Annotated in this window: 15 protein-coding genes; 8 read left to right on the top strand and 7 right to left on the bottom strand. The window is 72.9% G+C overall.

Annotated elements, in window-relative coordinates; genetic code table 11:
- Nucleotide 1: 1 nt before the first annotated feature.
- From H4N64_RS10390 to H4N64_RS10400, 3 genes are all read left to right on the top strand, one after another.
- The gene (locus tag H4N64_RS10390; protein ID WP_186281920.1) at nt 2-544 is read left to right on the top strand and encodes a GNAT family N-acetyltransferase; all 543 of its coding nucleotides are present in this window, start codon (nt 2-4) and stop codon (nt 542-544) included.
- Nucleotides 519-1,709 (top strand): MFS transporter, encoded by a 1,191-nt coding sequence (locus tag H4N64_RS10395; RefSeq protein WP_186281921.1) that lies wholly within the window; start codon nt 519-521, stop codon nt 1,707-1,709. The genes H4N64_RS10390 and H4N64_RS10395 overlap by 26 nt, the downstream gene beginning before the upstream one ends.
- A 150-nt stretch (nt 1,710-1,859) precedes the next feature.
- Nucleotides 1,860-3,107: a SpoIIE family protein phosphatase gene (locus tag H4N64_RS10400; RefSeq protein ID WP_186281922.1), complete on the top strand. Its 1,248-nt coding sequence runs from the start codon at nt 1,860-1,862 to the stop codon at nt 3,105-3,107.
- A gap of 93 nt (nt 3,108-3,200) precedes the next feature.
- Here the strand turns inward: H4N64_RS10400 and H4N64_RS10405 are convergent, their stop codons facing one another.
- Nucleotides 3,201-4,220, bottom strand: coding sequence for a lysylphosphatidylglycerol synthase transmembrane domain-containing protein (locus H4N64_RS10405; protein WP_186281923.1), 1,020 nt, complete (start codon nt 4,218-4,220; stop codon nt 3,201-3,203).
- Nucleotides 4,221-4,556: 336 nt separating this feature from the next.
- On the opposite strand from H4N64_RS10405, the gene H4N64_RS10410 reads away from it, so the two are divergent.
- Nucleotides 4,557-4,709 (top strand): hypothetical protein, encoded by a 153-nt coding sequence (locus tag H4N64_RS10410; protein WP_186281924.1) that lies wholly within the window; start codon nt 4,557-4,559, stop codon nt 4,707-4,709.
- A gap of 7 nt (nt 4,710-4,716) precedes the next feature.
- On the opposite strand, the gene H4N64_RS10415 is transcribed toward H4N64_RS10410, so the two are convergent.
- Nucleotides 4,717-5,508, bottom strand: a complete 792-nt coding sequence (locus tag H4N64_RS10415) for an SAM-dependent methyltransferase (RefSeq protein ID WP_186282006.1) — start codon at nt 5,506-5,508, stop codon at nt 4,717-4,719.
- A 256-nt stretch (nt 5,509-5,764) separates the two neighbouring features.
- Between H4N64_RS10415 and H4N64_RS10420 the strand changes: the two genes are divergently transcribed.
- Together H4N64_RS10420 and H4N64_RS10425 are read left to right on the top strand one after the other, a co-directional pair.
- Nucleotides 5,765-6,346 (top strand): Rv1733c family protein, encoded by a 582-nt coding sequence (locus H4N64_RS10420; RefSeq protein WP_186281925.1) that lies wholly within the window; start codon nt 5,765-5,767, stop codon nt 6,344-6,346.
- 143 nt (nt 6,347-6,489) lie between these two features.
- The gene (locus H4N64_RS10425) at nt 6,490-7,551 is read left to right on the top strand and encodes a PucR family transcriptional regulator (protein WP_186281926.1); all 1,062 of its coding nucleotides are present in this window, start codon (nt 6,490-6,492) and stop codon (nt 7,549-7,551) included.
- Nucleotides 7,552-7,558: 7 nt separating this feature from the next.
- Here H4N64_RS10425 and H4N64_RS10430 read toward each other — a convergent pair whose 3' ends face one another.
- Complete coding sequence (locus H4N64_RS10430; RefSeq protein WP_186281927.1) at nt 7,559-8,305, bottom strand: DUF4142 domain-containing protein; 747 nt, start codon at nt 8,303-8,305, stop codon at nt 7,559-7,561.
- A 196-nt stretch (nt 8,306-8,501) separates the two neighbouring features.
- Between H4N64_RS10430 and H4N64_RS10435 the strand changes: the two genes are divergently transcribed.
- Nucleotides 8,502-11,192, top strand: coding sequence for a SpoIIE family protein phosphatase (locus H4N64_RS10435; protein ID WP_186282007.1), 2,691 nt, complete (start codon nt 8,502-8,504; stop codon nt 11,190-11,192).
- Here H4N64_RS10435 and H4N64_RS10440 read toward each other — a convergent pair whose 3' ends face one another.
- Nucleotides 11,193-12,521, bottom strand: coding sequence for a hypothetical protein (locus H4N64_RS10440; RefSeq protein ID WP_186281928.1), 1,329 nt, complete (start codon nt 12,519-12,521; stop codon nt 11,193-11,195).
- A gap of 113 nt (nt 12,522-12,634) precedes the next feature.
- On the opposite strand from H4N64_RS10440, the gene H4N64_RS10445 reads away from it, so the two are divergent.
- Nucleotides 12,635-13,861 carry a molybdopterin-dependent oxidoreductase gene (locus H4N64_RS10445; protein ID WP_186281929.1) on the top strand — a complete coding sequence of 409 codons (1,227 nt, stop codon included), beginning with the start codon at nt 12,635-12,637 and terminating at the stop codon, nt 13,859-13,861.
- A 298-nt stretch (nt 13,862-14,159) separates the two neighbouring features.
- Here H4N64_RS10445 and H4N64_RS10450 read toward each other — a convergent pair whose 3' ends face one another.
- From H4N64_RS10450 to H4N64_RS10460, 3 genes are read right to left on the bottom strand one after another with little or no spacing between them, the layout of a single operon-like run.
- Nucleotides 14,160-14,930, bottom strand: coding sequence for a class I SAM-dependent methyltransferase (locus H4N64_RS10450; RefSeq protein WP_186281930.1), 771 nt, complete (start codon nt 14,928-14,930; stop codon nt 14,160-14,162).
- The gene (locus H4N64_RS10455) at nt 14,927-15,538 is read right to left on the bottom strand and encodes a TIGR04282 family arsenosugar biosynthesis glycosyltransferase (RefSeq protein ID WP_186281931.1); all 612 of its coding nucleotides are present in this window, start codon (nt 15,536-15,538) and stop codon (nt 14,927-14,929) included. The genes H4N64_RS10450 and H4N64_RS10455 overlap by 4 nt, the downstream gene beginning before the upstream one ends.
- A complete protein-coding gene (locus H4N64_RS10460) occupies nt 15,535-16,245 on the bottom strand; it encodes a glycosyltransferase (protein WP_186281932.1) in 711 nt (236 codons plus the stop codon). The genes H4N64_RS10455 and H4N64_RS10460 overlap by 4 nt, the downstream gene beginning before the upstream one ends.
- Nucleotides 16,246-16,267 lie beyond the last annotated feature (22 nt).

Raw genomic sequence — 16,267 nt, forward strand, 5'->3', positions numbered from 1 at the left:
CATGCGCATACGGACCCTCTCCGAGGCCGACTGGCCGGGCGTGGCGGCGCTCGAAGCCGACGCGTACGGGGGCAGCTCGCTGCTGGAGGGACGGGCCGCGCTGGAGTCGCGGGGCCGGGCCTCGCCGAGCACCTGTTTCGTGCTGGACCTCGACGACCGGATCGCGGGCTATGTGCTGGCGTTGCCCTATCCGGCCTTCCGCTACCCGGATCTGAGCCGGTCGGAGCGGAACGTCTTCCGTTCGCACAATCTCCATCTGCATGACCTCGTCGTCGCCGAGCACCTGCGCGGCAGGGGCTGGGGCCGCGCCCTTCTGCGCCGACTCACCGCCACAGCGAGGTCGCAGAGATACCGGCGGATCTCCCTCATCGCGGTCGGGGGAATGGAGACCTTCTGGGCCGCACACGGCTATCTGACCCACCGCGAGGTCCAACTGCCCCCGAGCTATGGCCAGAACGCGGTCTACATGTCGACGGCACTGCAGGGGGCCGAAGCAACGACTCGCAGAAAGCAGGCTGATGTTGTCCGTGTTCCGCGTCCCTAGCGAGTTCCACCGCGCGCGATTCGCGATCGCGGGGCTCTTCTGTTTCCTCGGCTTCCAGTACGCCACCTGGGCCGCCCGGCTCCCCGCGCTCAAGACCCGGCTCGACATGACGGAGGAGGAGCTGGGCCTGCTGCTCATGGCCTGCGGTGCCGGTGCCGCCGCCTCGTTCCCGCTGGTCGCGGTGCTGATGAGACGGCTCGGCTCCCGGCGGCTGGCCTTCGTCTCCGCCCTGTGCCTCGCCGCGCTCCTGCTCGCGCTGTCCGCGGCCCCGAACTACCCGGTCGCCTTGCTGATCATCTGCCTGGACGGGGTCGCTGTCGGCTGCCTCAACGTCGCCATGAACGCGCAGGGCGCCGCCCTGGAGGCCCGCTACCAGCGGACGGCCATGGCGCAACTGCACGCCACGTTCAGCGCCGGATCCCTCGGCGCCGCACTCCTGGCATCCGGCATCAACGTCCTGACCTCGGCCGTCACGGCACACTTCGCGGTCGCCGCCGCCATCCTGGCCCTGCTGCTTGCCTATGCCCAGCCCCGCCTGCTGACCGACGAGCGGCAACAGCCCGAGGAAGAGAAGAAGACCCGGCGCGGAGGACTCACCCTGCCGTCCGCGCTGACGCTGTGGATGGGGTGCGCCATGGCCTTCGGCACCGTGACCGAAGGCGCCATGAACGACTGGTCGGCGCTCTACATGGAGGACGTCGTCAAGGCGTCGGAGCACCTGGTGCCGATGGGCATCGCCGTCGTCTCGGTCGTGATGGTGCTGGCCCGCCTCATGGCCGACAGCTGGCGCAGCCGCTGGGGCGACGCCCGTATCGTCCGGCTCGGCAGCGCCCTGGCGGGCACCGGACTGGCCCTCGCCCTCCTGGCCGGCGGGGTGGTGCCCACCCTGATCGGATTCGCCTGCGTCGGGCTGGGTGTGGCGGCGGTCACACCGTGCATCTACGTCGCCGCAGCCGCCCGGGGCCCGGAGGCCCTGGCCCTGGTCGCGGCGATGGGCACCACGGGGCTGCTGGCGGGCCCGGCGCTGATCGGCTTCGTCGCCGGTGCCACCAGCCTGGTCTGGGGCATGGCCCTCGTCGCGGCCTCGGCCCTGGCGGTGTCCCTGTGCGCGACCCGGATCTCCTGGAACGCGCCCGCCGCCGAACCCGTGGAGGCGGCGAAGTAGGACTCCGCGCCCGGCCCCGGGCAGCGCGGACGGCAGCCACCCGAGCGAATCGTTACAGTCGGACATGGCGCAGGTGCGACGTACAGGTGTTCGAAGTGAAAAAACCTGGTCGTTACCTGTCTGGTTCAGCGTGCTTTTAGGGTGGTAGTTGTGGCGCGATCGTTCGAGTCGTTTCAGAGTCCGGCGACGGCTGAGCCGGCCGATTCCGCCGGCTCACCCCCGTGGGGTGCCGGCGGCTCCAGGCTGAGCGCGCTGCGCTCGGCAGCCGCCCGCATCGGCACCACCCTCGACGAGGACACCACCTGCGCGGAGCTGACCCAGGAAGTCGCCGGTCAGGTGGGAGCAGCGGTGGCGGTCCTGCGCGAGCGGGGCGAGGCCGACGCGCGGTACGAGGCCGTCAGCGGGAACCCGGCCGTGCTGCCCGACGCCCGCTGGGCCGGGGAGGTGGCCGGCAGGACGGGCGAGAACGGCTCCGTACGCCTGACCTCCGGCGGCTCCCGGCCCGCCCTCTGTATCCCCCTCGCCGCCGGCGGCCACCGCTACGGCGTGCTGGTCTGCGCCCGTGAGGGGGCGCCCTTCACCCACGAGGAAGAGGAAGTGGTCGCCTTCCTGGCCGAGCGCGCCGCCTCCAACATCCGGCACGTGCGCGAGCACGACGCCGTGACCGGCATCGTCGGCAAGCTCCAGCGGGCCCTGCTCGCCGAACCCGGCCGCCCGCATCCCAACCTCGACGTCGCCATCCGCTATCTGCCCGTCGGACAGCGCGCCCTGGTCGGCGGCGACTGGTGCGAGACCGTACGGCTGCACTTCGGCCGTACGCTGCTCGTCGTCGGCGACGTCATGGGGCACGGCCTGGACGCTGCCGTCGACATGACCGCATACCGCTCGGCCCTGCGCTACATAGCCTCCGCCGACCTGCCGCCGCACCGGGTGCTGCGCCAGCTCGACGACATCGCCTCCGCGGAGCCCGAGCGCCGCCCCGCCACCTGTCTCATCGCGCGCGTGGACCCCGTCCGCGGACTGGTCACGCTGGCCAGCGCCGGCCATCTGCCCCCGGCCGTGATCGACGGAGACGGCAAGGTCTCCCTGCTCCCGGTGCCGGTCGGCCCGCCCCTGGGCACCGGACTCGGCGGCTACGAGCCGGCCACCTACCGGCTCGACCCCTCCCAGGCGCTCATGCTGTTCACCGACGGCCTCGTCGAGCGCCGCGGCGAGGACATCGACCAGTCCCTGGACCGGCTGGCCCGGGTCAGCTTCTCGTCCGCCACCGGCGTCCAGGACGTCCTCGACACGGTCCTCGCCTGCCTCGACGCCCGGCACGCCGAGGACGACGTGGCGGTCCTCGCCGCCCGCCTCCAGCACCGCTCCGGGCCCTCCTCCGACACTCAGTGGCCGTAGGGCGGCGACATACAGCCCGTCTCCAGGTACGGCCCGTTGGCCTGGTCCCGGCTCCGTTCCGCGTGGGGCGGCCGGACGGATGAGTACGTGTACTCAGAGCACCTTGCGATGGACCAGCGCGGAGAGCATGAGCACGCCCGGCACCAGCGGCAGCCACACCGTCAGCACGCGGTAGCCGATCACGGTCGCCGTGGCCGGTGCCAGGGCGGCGCCGAAGGCGACCATCGTGAACACCAGCGCCGCGTCCACCGGACCGATACCGCCCGGCGCGGGCACCGCCCCGACGGCCGTACTGGCGGCGAGGAACGCGAACACCATCTGCGCCCACGACAGCGGCAACCCGAGCGAGGCCCCCACCGAGGCGACCACGCCCGCCTGCAGCAGCGGGGTGACGGCCGCCCCGCCCCACAGCGCGAGCACCCGGCCCGGCATGGTGTGCAGCAGCTTGGCATCGGTCAGCGCGGTGCGCACAAACCCGAGGATCCCGTGGCGCAGCGGCCGTACGGTCGCCAGGAGCAGGGCCAGCGTGGCGAGTACGGTCGCCAGGCCCACGCCGACCATCAGCAGGGTTCCGCCATCCGGGACGAGTCCCTCAAGACGGATCAGCTCCGGGGCGGCCAGCAGCAGGGCGAGCAGCACGAACGTCTTCGCGACCGGCTTGACCAGGGAGTACAGGGCGAGTGAGGCCGCCGCCCGGGGCAAGGGGATGCCCTGGCCCTGGAGGAAGCGCAGGGTGACGGCATGGGCACCGATGCTCGCCGGGAGCACATGGTTCGCGGCGCCCGCGGCGAACTGCGAGGCGAGCAGCAGCAGGGGCGGCAGCCGCTCGGGGATCGCGCCCTGCCGGACACAGGCGGCGGCCACCCAGGTCAGGCAGGTGAATCCGACCCCGGCCAGCAGCCACCAGGGGTCGGCGGAGGTCAGCCGGGAGGCTCCGGCGTACAGGCCGCGCCAGTCGGCCGCCATCCAGACGCCGATCAGCACGAGCGGCAGGAGGGCCAGCACATGGCGGGCGAGTCGGGAGGGGGAGGGGGAGTACCAGGGGGCGGGGGCGGCTGCCGCGGTGGGGACCGGGGCGGCCGGAGCGGGGGCGGGGAGCGGGAGAAGGGACATGGCGCACGTCGTCCTTCCGCGTCACGCCCACGCGGCGCAGGGCGGACGGATCACAAGGCGAAGCAGTGGGGACGAGCGAAAGGTGCCCGCCGGATGTGACGCGGCGGAGTCCGGAAACCGACGGCCCACCGAAGAATCGGGTCAGGGCGTGCGAGTTGTGGGTGCCTGCGGTGCGGACGGTGACGATGAGCTGGATTTCGGGTCGAGTGTCATGGGGCGTCGTACGCTGAACCGCGTATGCGTAACGCACCCATGAGGCTACGGACTGTGATCTCGGCGGGGCCTGTTCCGTGACGGCGTACGACGGGGAGTGGGGCGATTGGGTACGGGACTGGGGTGGCCCTTACTGATGGACGGGCCGGAGCCGCCCGGCGACAGCGGGGTACGGAGTTCGAGTTCCGGGTGGTGAAGGAGGCCGCCTCCGCGGGGCTGCTCAAGGAGCTGGCGGGAGCCGTTCTGCGGCTGTGGAACGGCCCCCCTCAGCAGTGAGCGTGGCTTACGCCTTGCGGCCCACCGCGCAGTAGGCGTCGACGGCGACCTTCTGAGCCCCCGGTCCGGTCTCGTCCGGGCGCCACTCGGTGACCTGGACGACGCCCGGCTCCACCAGCTCCAGACCGTCGAAGAAGGCGGCGATCTCCTCGATGCTGCGCACGTAGTACGGCACCGCGCCGCTGGAGTTGTAGGCCTCCGACGCGGCGATCATGCCCTCGCTGGTGGCCGTGCTGTCGCTGATCACCAGGTAGCTGCCCGACGGGAGGCCCGCCATCAGCCGCTGCACCAGGTCACGGGCCTGCGCGTGGTCGGCGACATGGCCCAGGGTGTTGAGGATCATCAGGGCGACCGGCCGGGACAGGTCCAGGGTCTCCGAAGCGGCCTCCAGGACGGTCTTCGGGTCGTACAGGTCCGCGTCCAGATAGGCCGTCCTGCCCTCGGGGGTGCTGGTGAGCAGGGCGTTGGCGTGGGCCAGGACGATGGGGTCGTTGTCGACGTAGACGATGCGCGCGTCCGGGGCGACGCGCTGGGCGACCTCATGGGTGTTGTCGGCGGTGGGCAGTCCGGTGCCGATGTCCAGGAACTGGCGGATGCCCTGCTCCCCGGCCAGATGGCGCACGGCACGGCCCAGGAAGTGCCGGCTGGTGACCGCGACATCGACCAGGCCGGGGAAGATCTCCTTGATCTGGTCGCCGATCTCCCGGTCGACCTCGTAGTTGTCCTTGCCGCCGACGAAGTAGTTCCAGAAGCGCGCGGAGTGCGGCTTCGTCGTGTCGATGCGGGCGCGTATCTCCATCGACGCGCGAATCTGGGGATCGACGTCCGACACGGTGCGGCCTCCTGCGGTGGCTTCATTGATCAGGTGGTGCCCAACTTAGGCGAACTCACTTTCGCCGTATGCGGCTTGGACACCGAGAGCCCCGCGGACAGTCGTTTTCCGGCCATTGATTGAACTGTTGACGAAGGCGGGCAGGGGACCACCCGGCGCGGTACCCGCCCGACAGGCGCACACTGGAGGTGTGCTGTCGGTGCTCTCCAGGGGGTGTCGGCCGATGGCTGAGACACGGTGCGAGCGCGTACGGATGTGGCGGTGGCGGCGCAGCCCGCTGAGGCGGCGCTGCGATCTCGTCGAGGCCTGGGTGGTGCTCGGCGGCTGGGTGCTGGCCCTGGTGGGCGGGGTCCTGGCGGGCTTCGTCGCGGTCGGCGCGGTGGAGCGGGCCGCCGAGGAGCAGCGGGCGCGGAGCCGGCAGGTGTCGGCGGTGCTGGTGGAGGACGCGGACGACAAGGTGCCCGCCCGGGTCCCGGCCGACTACCGGGTGTGGGCCAAGGTGAGCTGGACCGGCCCCGACGGCACCACCCACACCGACGAAGCGCGCGTGTCGCCCAAGACCAAGGCCGGCGCCAAGATCCCCGTCTGGACCGACGGCAAGGACCGGATCACCGCCGAGCCCCTGAACAACGGCGAGATCAGACTGCACGCCGTCTCCGGCGGCACGCTGGCCGCCCTGTGCACGGCAGGGGTCGTCCTCGGCACCGTCTGGGGCGTCCGGCAGCTGATGGAGCGCCGTCGCCTCGAACAATGGGCCCTGGAATGGGAGCGCATCGACACCCGCAACGGCTGGAAGACCGGCTGACCGCCCGCGCGGTGCCGGGGACCCACCTGTCTGCGTGCGGCCCCGCACAGTCCCCTGCGCTGGAAAGCCGTCAAAAAACGACGTAGAAAACGGTGTCAGCACGACACACGACACACGACACAGCGGAGAGCGGGGGAGCGCGCATGGTGGGGCCGGAGGCGTTCGCGGAGTATCTGACCGGCTACCGCGGCATCCTCGCCGACGCCTCGGCCACCGGCCGTCGGCTCACCCGCGCGGAGCTCGACTCCCGCCGTGATCTGGGCGAGCGGGCCGCCGAGGCCGGGCTCGGACTGCGCGCCATGGTCGCCGCGCACATGGCCGAGACCCGTGCCAACTGGCCGACCGGCAGCGGCACTTCCGTGGACGCCGTCCTGGCCGCCGCCGCCCAGGCCCTGGACGCCTTCGCCGAGGGCTACGAACGCGCCCAGCGGGACGCCGTGCGCCAGGAGGAGGCCGCCCGCCGGGAGTTCGTGGACGATCTGCTCTACGGCCGCAGCGACCTCGGCCTGCTGGCGGAGCGCGCGGAGCGCTACGGGCTGCGGCTGTCGCACGCGCACGCCGTCGCCGTGGCCCGCGGCCGGGCCGCCTATGACGACGGCGACCCGGTGCCCCGCGAGGTGGAGCGGGCGCTCATCGGCCGGTTCGGGGACCGCAGCATCCTGCTCACCACCAAGGACGGCCGGATGGTCTGCATCGCTCCCGGCAACCACGGCGACGTCCTCACCCACTTCGCCAAGCTCGCCCACGCCGCGACCGACGGCGGCCAGGTCGCGATCGGCCGCGCGCACGCGGGACCGGCCGGCGTCGTCCAGTCGTACGAGGAGGCCCTGAACGCCCTCGACCTCGCCGAACGCCTGGAGCTCACCGAGCCGGTGCTGCACGCCGCCGACCTGCTCGTCTACCCCGTGCTCACCCGGGACCGGCAGGCCATGGCCGATCTGGTGGCCAGTGTGCTCGGCCCGCTGCGCCAGGCCCGCGGCGGCGCCCGCCCGCTGCTGGACACCCTCACCGCCTACTTCGACTCCGGCTGTGTGGCGGCGGAGGCGGCCCGCCGGCTGTCGCTCAGCGTGCGCGCCCTGACCTACCGCCTGGACCGCGTCCGCCAGCTGACCGGCGCGGACCCGGCCGATCCGGTGCAGCGGTACACCCTCCAGACCGCGGTGATCGGGGCACGCCTGCTGGACTGGCCGACCAACCCGGTGTGAGCGGGGCTCAGCCGACCGTCCCGCTCGGACTCGGCTGGGGGGAGGCTGTGTTGATGTTCAGGTCCGGGCGGGGCTTGAGGACGAGGACCGGGGAGCCGGGCTGGGGCGGGGGCGGGGTGAGCTGGTCGTTGGGCAGCTTCGGGGGGGAGGTCTGCTGGAAGTTGACCTGTTCGTAGTTGACCAGGCCGGTCTTCTCCAGCACGGTGATGTGGTCCAGGACCGTGTCGTTGGTCAGGTCCGCCAGCTGCCGCACCAGCGTGTTCTGCGTGTTGGCCCGGATGCTGGCGACGGTCGGGAAGATCCGGCCGTGGGCCACCCGCATGATGGTGACCGCGGTGGAGTCGAACTCCTTGCCGCTCTTGGAGTCCGCGGTCGCCACGAACTGCTGCTGCTGCGGGCTCGGCTGGTTCGGCAGTGTGATGCCGAGATCGGGCGCGATCTTGCGGCACAGCGCGTCGAGCCCCGAGTGCCCGACGAGCAGATGCTTGCCCACTTCCTTCATCTCCGCGGTGGTGCCGCGCTCCAGCGCCATCTCTCCCAGCGGGTACTCCCACAGCCCCGCCGCCCGCACCTTCACCACGAAGTCCCGGTCCGCCTCGGTGAGCGGTCCCCATTGGGTGTTGGCGATGATGCGGGACGTGTCGGACGAGGTGTTCTCCACCCCGAGCATCGCGGGGTACGCGAGAGCGGAGAGGGTGAGCACCAGGGCGCCGCCGACGAAGACGGTTCCCGCCGTGCTGCGCGAGATGCGCATCTGACCTCCTGAGGCGAACGGCTCGGACATCAGGAGATACGAGCGTGCGGCCCGGAACAATCATCGCTGCGGGTAAAACTTCCCGGCCCCCAGGGGTGTCCTGCGTCACACCAGCGGCTCCGCGCTCTCTTCACGGATCGTTGTGATGGGGGTCACATAGGGTCTAGGGTGAAATCGCCTGAGGGAAGTGAGCCTCGTGTCCGTCGCCTGGGACGACATCGGCGGGCTCGTCGATGCCCATGAACGCTTCCTCCGCGGCGCCCGCGTCGACTCGGACGTCCGGGACCCCGTGCTGGCCTCCTGGAAGCGATGCAGGTCGGCCGGGCTCGAACCGGACCGGCTGAGCATCCGGTACGAGGCCGACGTGATGCTCGACGAGCGGTTCATGCTCGCCGCCGAGCCCGTCCTCGGGCAACTGGCCGGGTCCCTCGCCGACCTGGGCACGACCATCGCGCTGTGCGACGGGCACGGCCGGATGGTCCAACGGCTCGGCGGTGGGCGCGTGCTGCTCGACCAGCTCGACGCGGTGAGCTTCGCGCCCGGCTTCGACGCCTCCGAACAGGCCGTGGGCACCAATGGAGTGGGCACCGCGCTGGCCGAGCGCGGGCCCGTCCAGGTCGTAGGCCGGGAACACTTCGCCGACTGCCTTCAGCCGTTCGCCTGCGTCGGTGCCCCGATCCGCGACCCGCTCAGCGGGCGGATCGAGGCCGTCCTGGATCTGACCTGTCTGCGCGACCACGGCGACCCGATCATGCTCCGGCTGGTACGGGAGGCCGCCCAGGCCATCGAAGGGCGGCTGCTGGACCAGGCCACCCAGCGGGAGCGGGCACTGCTCGCGGCCTACCGGCGCGCCACCCACGAGGCCCGCCCGGAGCCGGACGGCGCCCGGCTCGGCCGTATCGACCTGGCCCTCCTGCGCGAGAAGGCCGAGGCGCTGCTCGCCTCGCCCCATCGCACCCTCGACGAGGTGAACCTGACCGGCGGCCGGACCGCCGCCCTGCTGCGCCGCCCGGTCGTCGGCGCCGCCGGGGAGACCGGCGTGGTCGTCGAGGCCCGCGTCCTCGGCCACCCCCGCCCGGTCACCCTCACCCCGCCGACGCCCCCTCCCACGGCGACCGCGGCCGGCGTCATCGCCACCCCCGTCGACACCGGCGACGGAGCCGACGGGAGGCTGGTGCTCGTCGGGGAGCCCGGGGTCGGACGGCTGGCCCTCCTCGCGCGCAGACGGCTGGAGTTGCTGCACGAGGCCGGGGCGCGGATCGGCGCCACCCTCGACGTCACCCGTACCGCTGAGGAGCTCGCCGAGGTCGTCGTCCCCCGCTTCGCCGACTTCGCCGCCGTCGATCTGCCCGACGCCGTGCTGAACGGCGAGGAGCCCGCCTCGCTCGGGGCGGACGCCCTGCTGCGCCGGGTCGCCCTGCGCAGCCGGAACGACGAACCACGGCTGTACCACGTCGGTGACGGCTTCGCGTATGTCGGCTCCACCCCGCAGGCCCGCAGCCTGGAGAGCGGCAGGGCGGTGCTGGAGCCGGTGCTGTCCGAGGCGGGCGGCTGGTTCGCGCAGGACCCGGTACGTCTTGAGCGGGTGCTGGCGGCCGGGACGCACTCCCTGATCACCGTGCCGCTCAGGGCCCGCGGCGCGACCCTCGGCGTGGTCAGCTTCTACCGCTGCGGCAACCCGGCCCCCTTCGAGGACGACGACCTCTCCCTCGCCCAGGAGCTGGGCGGACGGGCCGCGATGTGCATAGACAACGCCCGCCGCTACACGCGCGAGCACAACACGGCGCTCGCCCTCCAGCGCAGTCTGCTGCCCCGGGGGCGGCCCGAGCAGCGCGCTGTCGAGGCCGCCTACCGGTATCTGCCCGCGCAGGCCGACGTGGGCGGCGACTGGTTCGACGTGATCCCGCTCTCCGGCGCGCGGGTGGCCCTGGTCGTCGGCGATGTCGTCGGGCACGGTCTGCACGCCGCGGCCACGATGGGCCGGCTGCGCACCGCTGTGCACAACTTCTGCTCCCTGGACCTTCCGCCGGACGATCTCCTCACCCACCTCGACGACCTGGTCGGGCGTCTTGACCGGGGCGAGGGCTGGGCGGTGGAGGGCGGCGCCGACGAGAGCGGTGGCATCGGCGCCACCTGTCTGATCGCGGTCTACGATCCGGTGTCCCGGAGCTGCACCCTCACCCGCGCCGGGCACCCCCTGCCCGCGGTCGTCCATCCCGACGGCTCGGTGGACTTCGTCGATCTGCCGTCCGCTCCGCCGCTCGGCCTGGGCGGAATGCCCTTCGAGACCGCCGAGCTCGAACTCGCCGAGGGCAGCCAGCTCGTGCTTTACACCGACGGTCTGGTCGAGGACCGCCACCAGGACATCGACACCGGCCTCGACCGGCTGCGCGAGGTGCTCACCCACGTCGGGCGCGCCCCCGAGGACACCTGCGAGGCCGTCCTGGACGCGCTGCTCCCGGCCCGCCCGAGCGACGACGTGGCACTGCTGGTCGCCCGCACTCATGTCCTCGGGCCCGACCGGGTCGCCCAGTGGGACCTGCCGAGCGATCCGGCGGTCGTCTCCCGGTCCCGCGCCGCGGTCACCGAGCAGCTCGCCGCCTGGGGCCTTGACGACCTGGCGTTCACCACCGAACTCGTGGCCAGCGAGCTGGTCACCAACGCCATCCGGCACGCCACCGGCCCCGTCCAGCTCCGGCTGCTCCGCGACCGCGCCCTGATCTGCGAGGTCTCCGACGGCAGCGGCACCTCACCGAGACTGCGCCGGGCCCGGACCGAGGACGAGGGCGGCCGCGGGCTCTTCCTCGTCGCCCAGCTCACCGAGCGCTGGGGCACCCGCTACACCCCGCACGGCAAGGTCATCTGGGCCGAACAGCCCCTGCCGTGATCACCAGCCCGTCCACAGCAGGTGGTTGACGAGCAGCGCGAGCACGGCCTGTACGGCGAGCCAGCCGCGCGGCCCGGGCAGGAACGCGCACGACGGCAGCAGCCACAGCGCGAACGGCAGCCAGATCCGCTCCGTCTCCGCCTTGCTCATCCCGGACAGATCGGCGACGAGCAGCGCGAGAAGCGCGGCGCCCACCAGCACCGCGAGCCGGAAACCGGCCGTGCTCTCCCGTCGCAGTACCGCCACCCCGGTCCGCCGCAGCCCCGCCGCCGTCGCGAGGCCCACCACGAGCACCTGGCAGGCGAGGTTGGCCCACACCCAGTAGGCCTGCGGCCGGGTGCCTCCGGCGCCCTGGTTGTAGCGGGTGACCAGCAGGTCGTAGGCCTCCCACCAGGAGAAGCCCAGCGCCGTGAACACGATCGGGACCACGAGGAATCCGGCCACCGCGAACAACAGTGGCCGCAGGCGCTCGGAGCCCAGGAACAGGACGGCCGCCGCGATCACGACGTACAGGGTCAGGCCGTACGACAGGTACACCGTCAGGCCGAACAGGAGGCCGGAGGCGAGGCCCGTCCAGCGTGGCCGGTGGCCCGTCACCGCGAGGGCCAGCAGCGCCACCGCCCAGGCGGCCACCGCCGCGAACCAGCCGTCGGCCGACGTGCCCAGCCACACCGCGCCCGGGGCCAGCACCAGGAAGGGCGCCGCGCGGCGGGCGAGTTTCTCGTCGGCCAGGGCGCGGACGGTGACGAGGATCGCGAGGGCGGCCGTGGCGCCGACGACGATGCACCACACGCCCGCCCAGGCGCCGCCGCCCAGGCCGATCCGGTCCAGGTAGACGAAGGTGAGCGTGGCCGCAGGGGGGTGGCCCGCGATATGCGCGGGCCAGTGGTCGGGCGAGCCGATCAGGATGTGGTTCGTGAAGTCCCGCAGGGTGGCCGGGATGTCCTGGAAGCGGTCGATGACCTGGAGGTACTCGTACCGGGTCGTCAGGCGGCGGGCGATGCCGCGGTGCCAGCCGTCGACCAGGGCCAGCGAGAACGTCCACGCCATGCCCACGCCCCACACGGCGAGCATCAGTCCGCGCCAGGGCAGACGGGCGGCCAGGGGCGGGCCGTACGCCACGACGGCGACGGCCACGACGATCGCGGCCGCGGTGCCGGGTCCTGTGTGCGGGCCCCAGTCCGCGAGCAGCGGCGGCCAGTTGACGAAGAGGGTGCCGTCACGGTGCTCGATCGCGGTGCCGACCAGGGCGGCGGTCGCGAAGAGCAGCGCGGCGGCCGTGGCGGCGTACAGGTCGCGGCGCAGGTCGCGGGAGGGATGGCGGGTCACGTCTGCACGCTAGGACGGCGGGCCTCGACCGGACGGCTGACAGGCGTGGACGTCAGAGATTCGTCATGGTTCGTGAGCGCTTTCCGCGGGTGTACCCGGCCTACGGTCGGGGCATGAAACGGTCTCCATTCGCACCCGGCTTCTGGCGCAGCCCGCTGCGCGGCCCCTGGCTCACCTCGGTGCTGGGCGTGGTGCTGCTCGGCGGGATCACGGTGCTGTTCGTGACGGGTCTGGTGTCGTACGCGGCCTACAACCCGGACCTGTCCCCAGTGAACGACAAGACCCCGGACAAGGGGATCCTCGGCTTCTATCTCTTCTCCTGGCCGACCGATCCGCACTGGCTGTACCGGCTCAACCAGGGCGTCCATGTCACCCTCGGCATCACGCTGATCCCGGTTCTGCTGGCCAAGCTCTGGTCGGTCGTACCGCGGCTGTTCACGCTGCCGCCCGCCCGCTCGCTGGCCCACGCCCTGGAGCGGATCTCGCTGCTGCTCCTGGTCGGCGGCGCGCTGTTCGAGTTCGTGACCGGAGTGCTCAACGTCCAGCTGGACTACATCTTCCCGGGCTCCTTCTACCCGCTGCACTTCTACGGGGCGTGGGTGTTCTTCGCCGCGTTCCTCGCGCATGTCGCGCTCAAGACGCCCATGGCGCTGCGCAATCTGCGGCATATGAGGGAGTCGCGGGAGGAGAAGGACGACCTCGTCTCCCCGGACCCGGCCGAGCCCACCGTCTCCCGGCGCGGCGCCCTCTGGTTCGTCGGGGGCGGCTCGCTGCTGCTGTTCGCCACGAGCGTCGGGCAGAACTTCGACGGACTGCGCTGGACGGCCCTGCTCGCCCCGCACGGCCCCGCCGACCCGGGCGACGGCCCCAACGGCTTCCAGATCAACAAGACGGCCGCGTACGCCGGAATCCGCCCCGCGGACACGACCGACGAGGCCTGGCGGCTGGTCGTCACCGGCCGCACCGGCACCGTCCGGCTCAGCCGCGCCGAACTGCTTCAACTCCCGCTGCACAGCGCCGCGTTGCCCATCGCCTGCGTCGAGGGCTGGTCGACCTCCGACCAGTGGTGGCGGGGCGTACGGCTGCGGGACCTCGCCGCGCTCGTCGGGTACGACGATTCGCCGGACGTCCTCGTGGAGTCGCTGCAACAACGCGGCGCGTTCCGCAGGGCCGCCCTGCGCGCCAACCAGGTCGCCGACCCCCGCTCGCTGCTCGCCCTGTTCGTCAACGGCGAGGAGCTGTCCCCCGACCACGGCCACCCGGCGCGGGTCATCGTGCCCGCGGCACCCGGAGTGCTCAACACCAAGTGGGTGGCCCGGATGACGTTCGGAGACCTGTGATGCGACTGAGGCCTCCCCTCGGCAGCCCGCTGCAAATCCTGCTGCTCGCCTGCTCGTTCGCGCTCGCCGGATACGCGGGCGTGCGACTGCTGGACGGGGACTGGTTCGAGATCGCGCTGTGGTTCGTGGGCGCGGCCGTGCTCCACGACCTCGTCCTGCTGCCGCTGTACGCGGCGGCGGACCGGGCGCTCGGGGCGGCGGCGGGACGGCATGTGAGGTACGTCCGGGTGCCCGCCGGCCTTTCCGCGCTGCTGTTCCTCGTGTGGTTCCCGCTGATCACCGGCCGGGTGGAGGAGCGCTACAGCTCCGGCACCGGCCTTTCCCCGGACGGCTTCCTGGCGCGCTGGCTGCTCATCACGGCCGTGCTGTTCGGCGCTTCGGCGGCGCTGTTCGTGCTGCGGCTGCGCAGGGCGGCGAAGGAACGCCCGCCGACCGTCCACTGACCGACGGCACACCAGCCGGCCCGCTCCGCGAGCCGCAGCAGGGCCGGCGTGCCGAGGCGGGCCCACGGGAACGGCGTCCCTGCGGCGCCCCGCGCGTCGGTGACATGCACCAGGACCCGCTCGTCGAGATCGAGCCCCGGCACCGTCTCCACGATCAACAGCCCGCCGGGGCACAGAAGTCGGGCCACCCGGTCGAGGAGTGCGCCGGGGTCGCCGCCGATGCCGACGTTGCCGTCGATCAGCAGGGCGGTGCCCCAACGGCCCTCCGCGGGCAGCGGATCGAAGACCGAGCGGCGCAGGGCCTGCCCGCCGAGCCGCACCGTGCGCGCCACGGCGGCCTCGCTCACATCGATGCCGAGCGCCCGCCGCCCCTGCGCCCCCAGCGCCGCCACCAGCCGCCCCGGCCCGCAGCCGACGTCCAGCACGGCGCCCTCACAGCGCCGCAGCACCTCCAGATCCGCCGCGTCGGCCTCCGCGCACCAGCGCTCCACGTCCAGCGGCAGCAGCCAGCCGTCGGTCCGGCGCAGGAACAGCGGACCGCGCCCGGTGCGCAGGGCGTCGGTGTAGGGGTCGGCGGACCAGGGAGCGGCCACGCCGCGCTGCCGGGCGATCCGTACCGTGCTCATCGGTGCCCCGCCGCGGTCAGCGCGGTCAGCCGGGCCGCGAACCGCCCCCCGGGCACGGCCTCGGCGACGGCCCTGGCGTCGGACGCCGTGTCCACGTCCCGCAGCACCGGCAGGTCCCGCACCCGCAGCCCCGTGAGCCGGGCCCGCTGGGCGGCGCCCGTGTGCGGGGTCGACATCGGGACGCCCCGCAGCAGCGACGGCTCCGGTTCGGCCAGGCCCAGCGCCCAGAAGCCGCCGTCCTCGGCGGCACCGAAGTACGCGTCGCAGCCGGCGAAGTCGACGGTCAGCAGTTCCGGTGTCACCTGCGGGGTGTCCATGCCGATGAGCAGGGCCGGACCCGTGCAGTGCCCGAAGGCGTCGGCCAGCCGTTCGTCGAGGCCGCCCGCGCACTGCGGTACGACCTCGAACCCCGGCGGCAGCCAGGGCCCCGGCGTCCCGTCCAGCACCAGCACCCGGCGCCGCGCGGGCGTCCGGGCCACCGCGTCCAGCGTGTCCGCGAGCGCGGCCTCGGCCAGCGCCGCCGCCTCCTCGGGGGTGAAGGGCGGGGACAGCCGGGTCTTCACGCGCCCGGGCCGGGGCTCCTTGGCGATGACGAGAAGCGTGGTCATGCGTGCGCCTCCTCGCGCTCCGACAGAACCCGGCTCATGTCCCGCACGGCCTGCCAGGTCCCGCGCCAGGTGCCGGTCACCTTGGAGGCACCCGTGCGCGGCCGGTACGGGACGTCGTACTCGGCGATCCGCCAGCCCGCGTCGGCGGCGCGGACCACCATCTGCAGCGGATAGCCGCTGCGCCGGTCGGTGAGACCGAGGGCGAGCAGCGGCTCACGGCGGGCGGCGCGCAGCGGGCCGAGGTCGTGCAGCCGCAGACCGGTACGGCGGCGCAGCAGGCGGGAGAGCGCCAGGTTTCCGGCACGGGCGTGCGCCGGCCAGGCACCCCGGCCCCGCGGACGGCGCCGGCCGAGCACCAGATCGGCCTCGCCGGACCGGACCCGGTCCACGAACGGCACCAGGTCGGACGGGTCGAGGGAGGCGTCGCAGTCGCAGAAGCACACCACCTCGGCGGTGGCGGCGGTCAGGCCCGCGTGGCAGGCGGCGCCGAATCCGCGCCGCTCCTCACGCACGACCGTCGCGCCGAGCGCGCGGGCCACGGCGGCCGAGCCGTCCGTGGAGCCGTTGTCGACGACGAGCGCCCGCCAGCCCTGCGGGATGCGCTCCAGCACCCACGGCAGCGCCTCGGCCTCGTCGAGACAGGGAAGTACGACGTCGACCGGAGCCGGGTCCGGTCCGGAAGCGGAAGAGGAGGTCACACCGCTCACCCTACGAGCGCAAAAAGGGCGT

It is taken from the genome of Streptomyces cupreus, from assembly GCF_014257025.1.
In the GTDB taxonomy this organism is placed as follows: Bacteria; Actinomycetota; Actinomycetes; order Streptomycetales; family Streptomycetaceae; genus Streptomyces; species Streptomyces cupreus.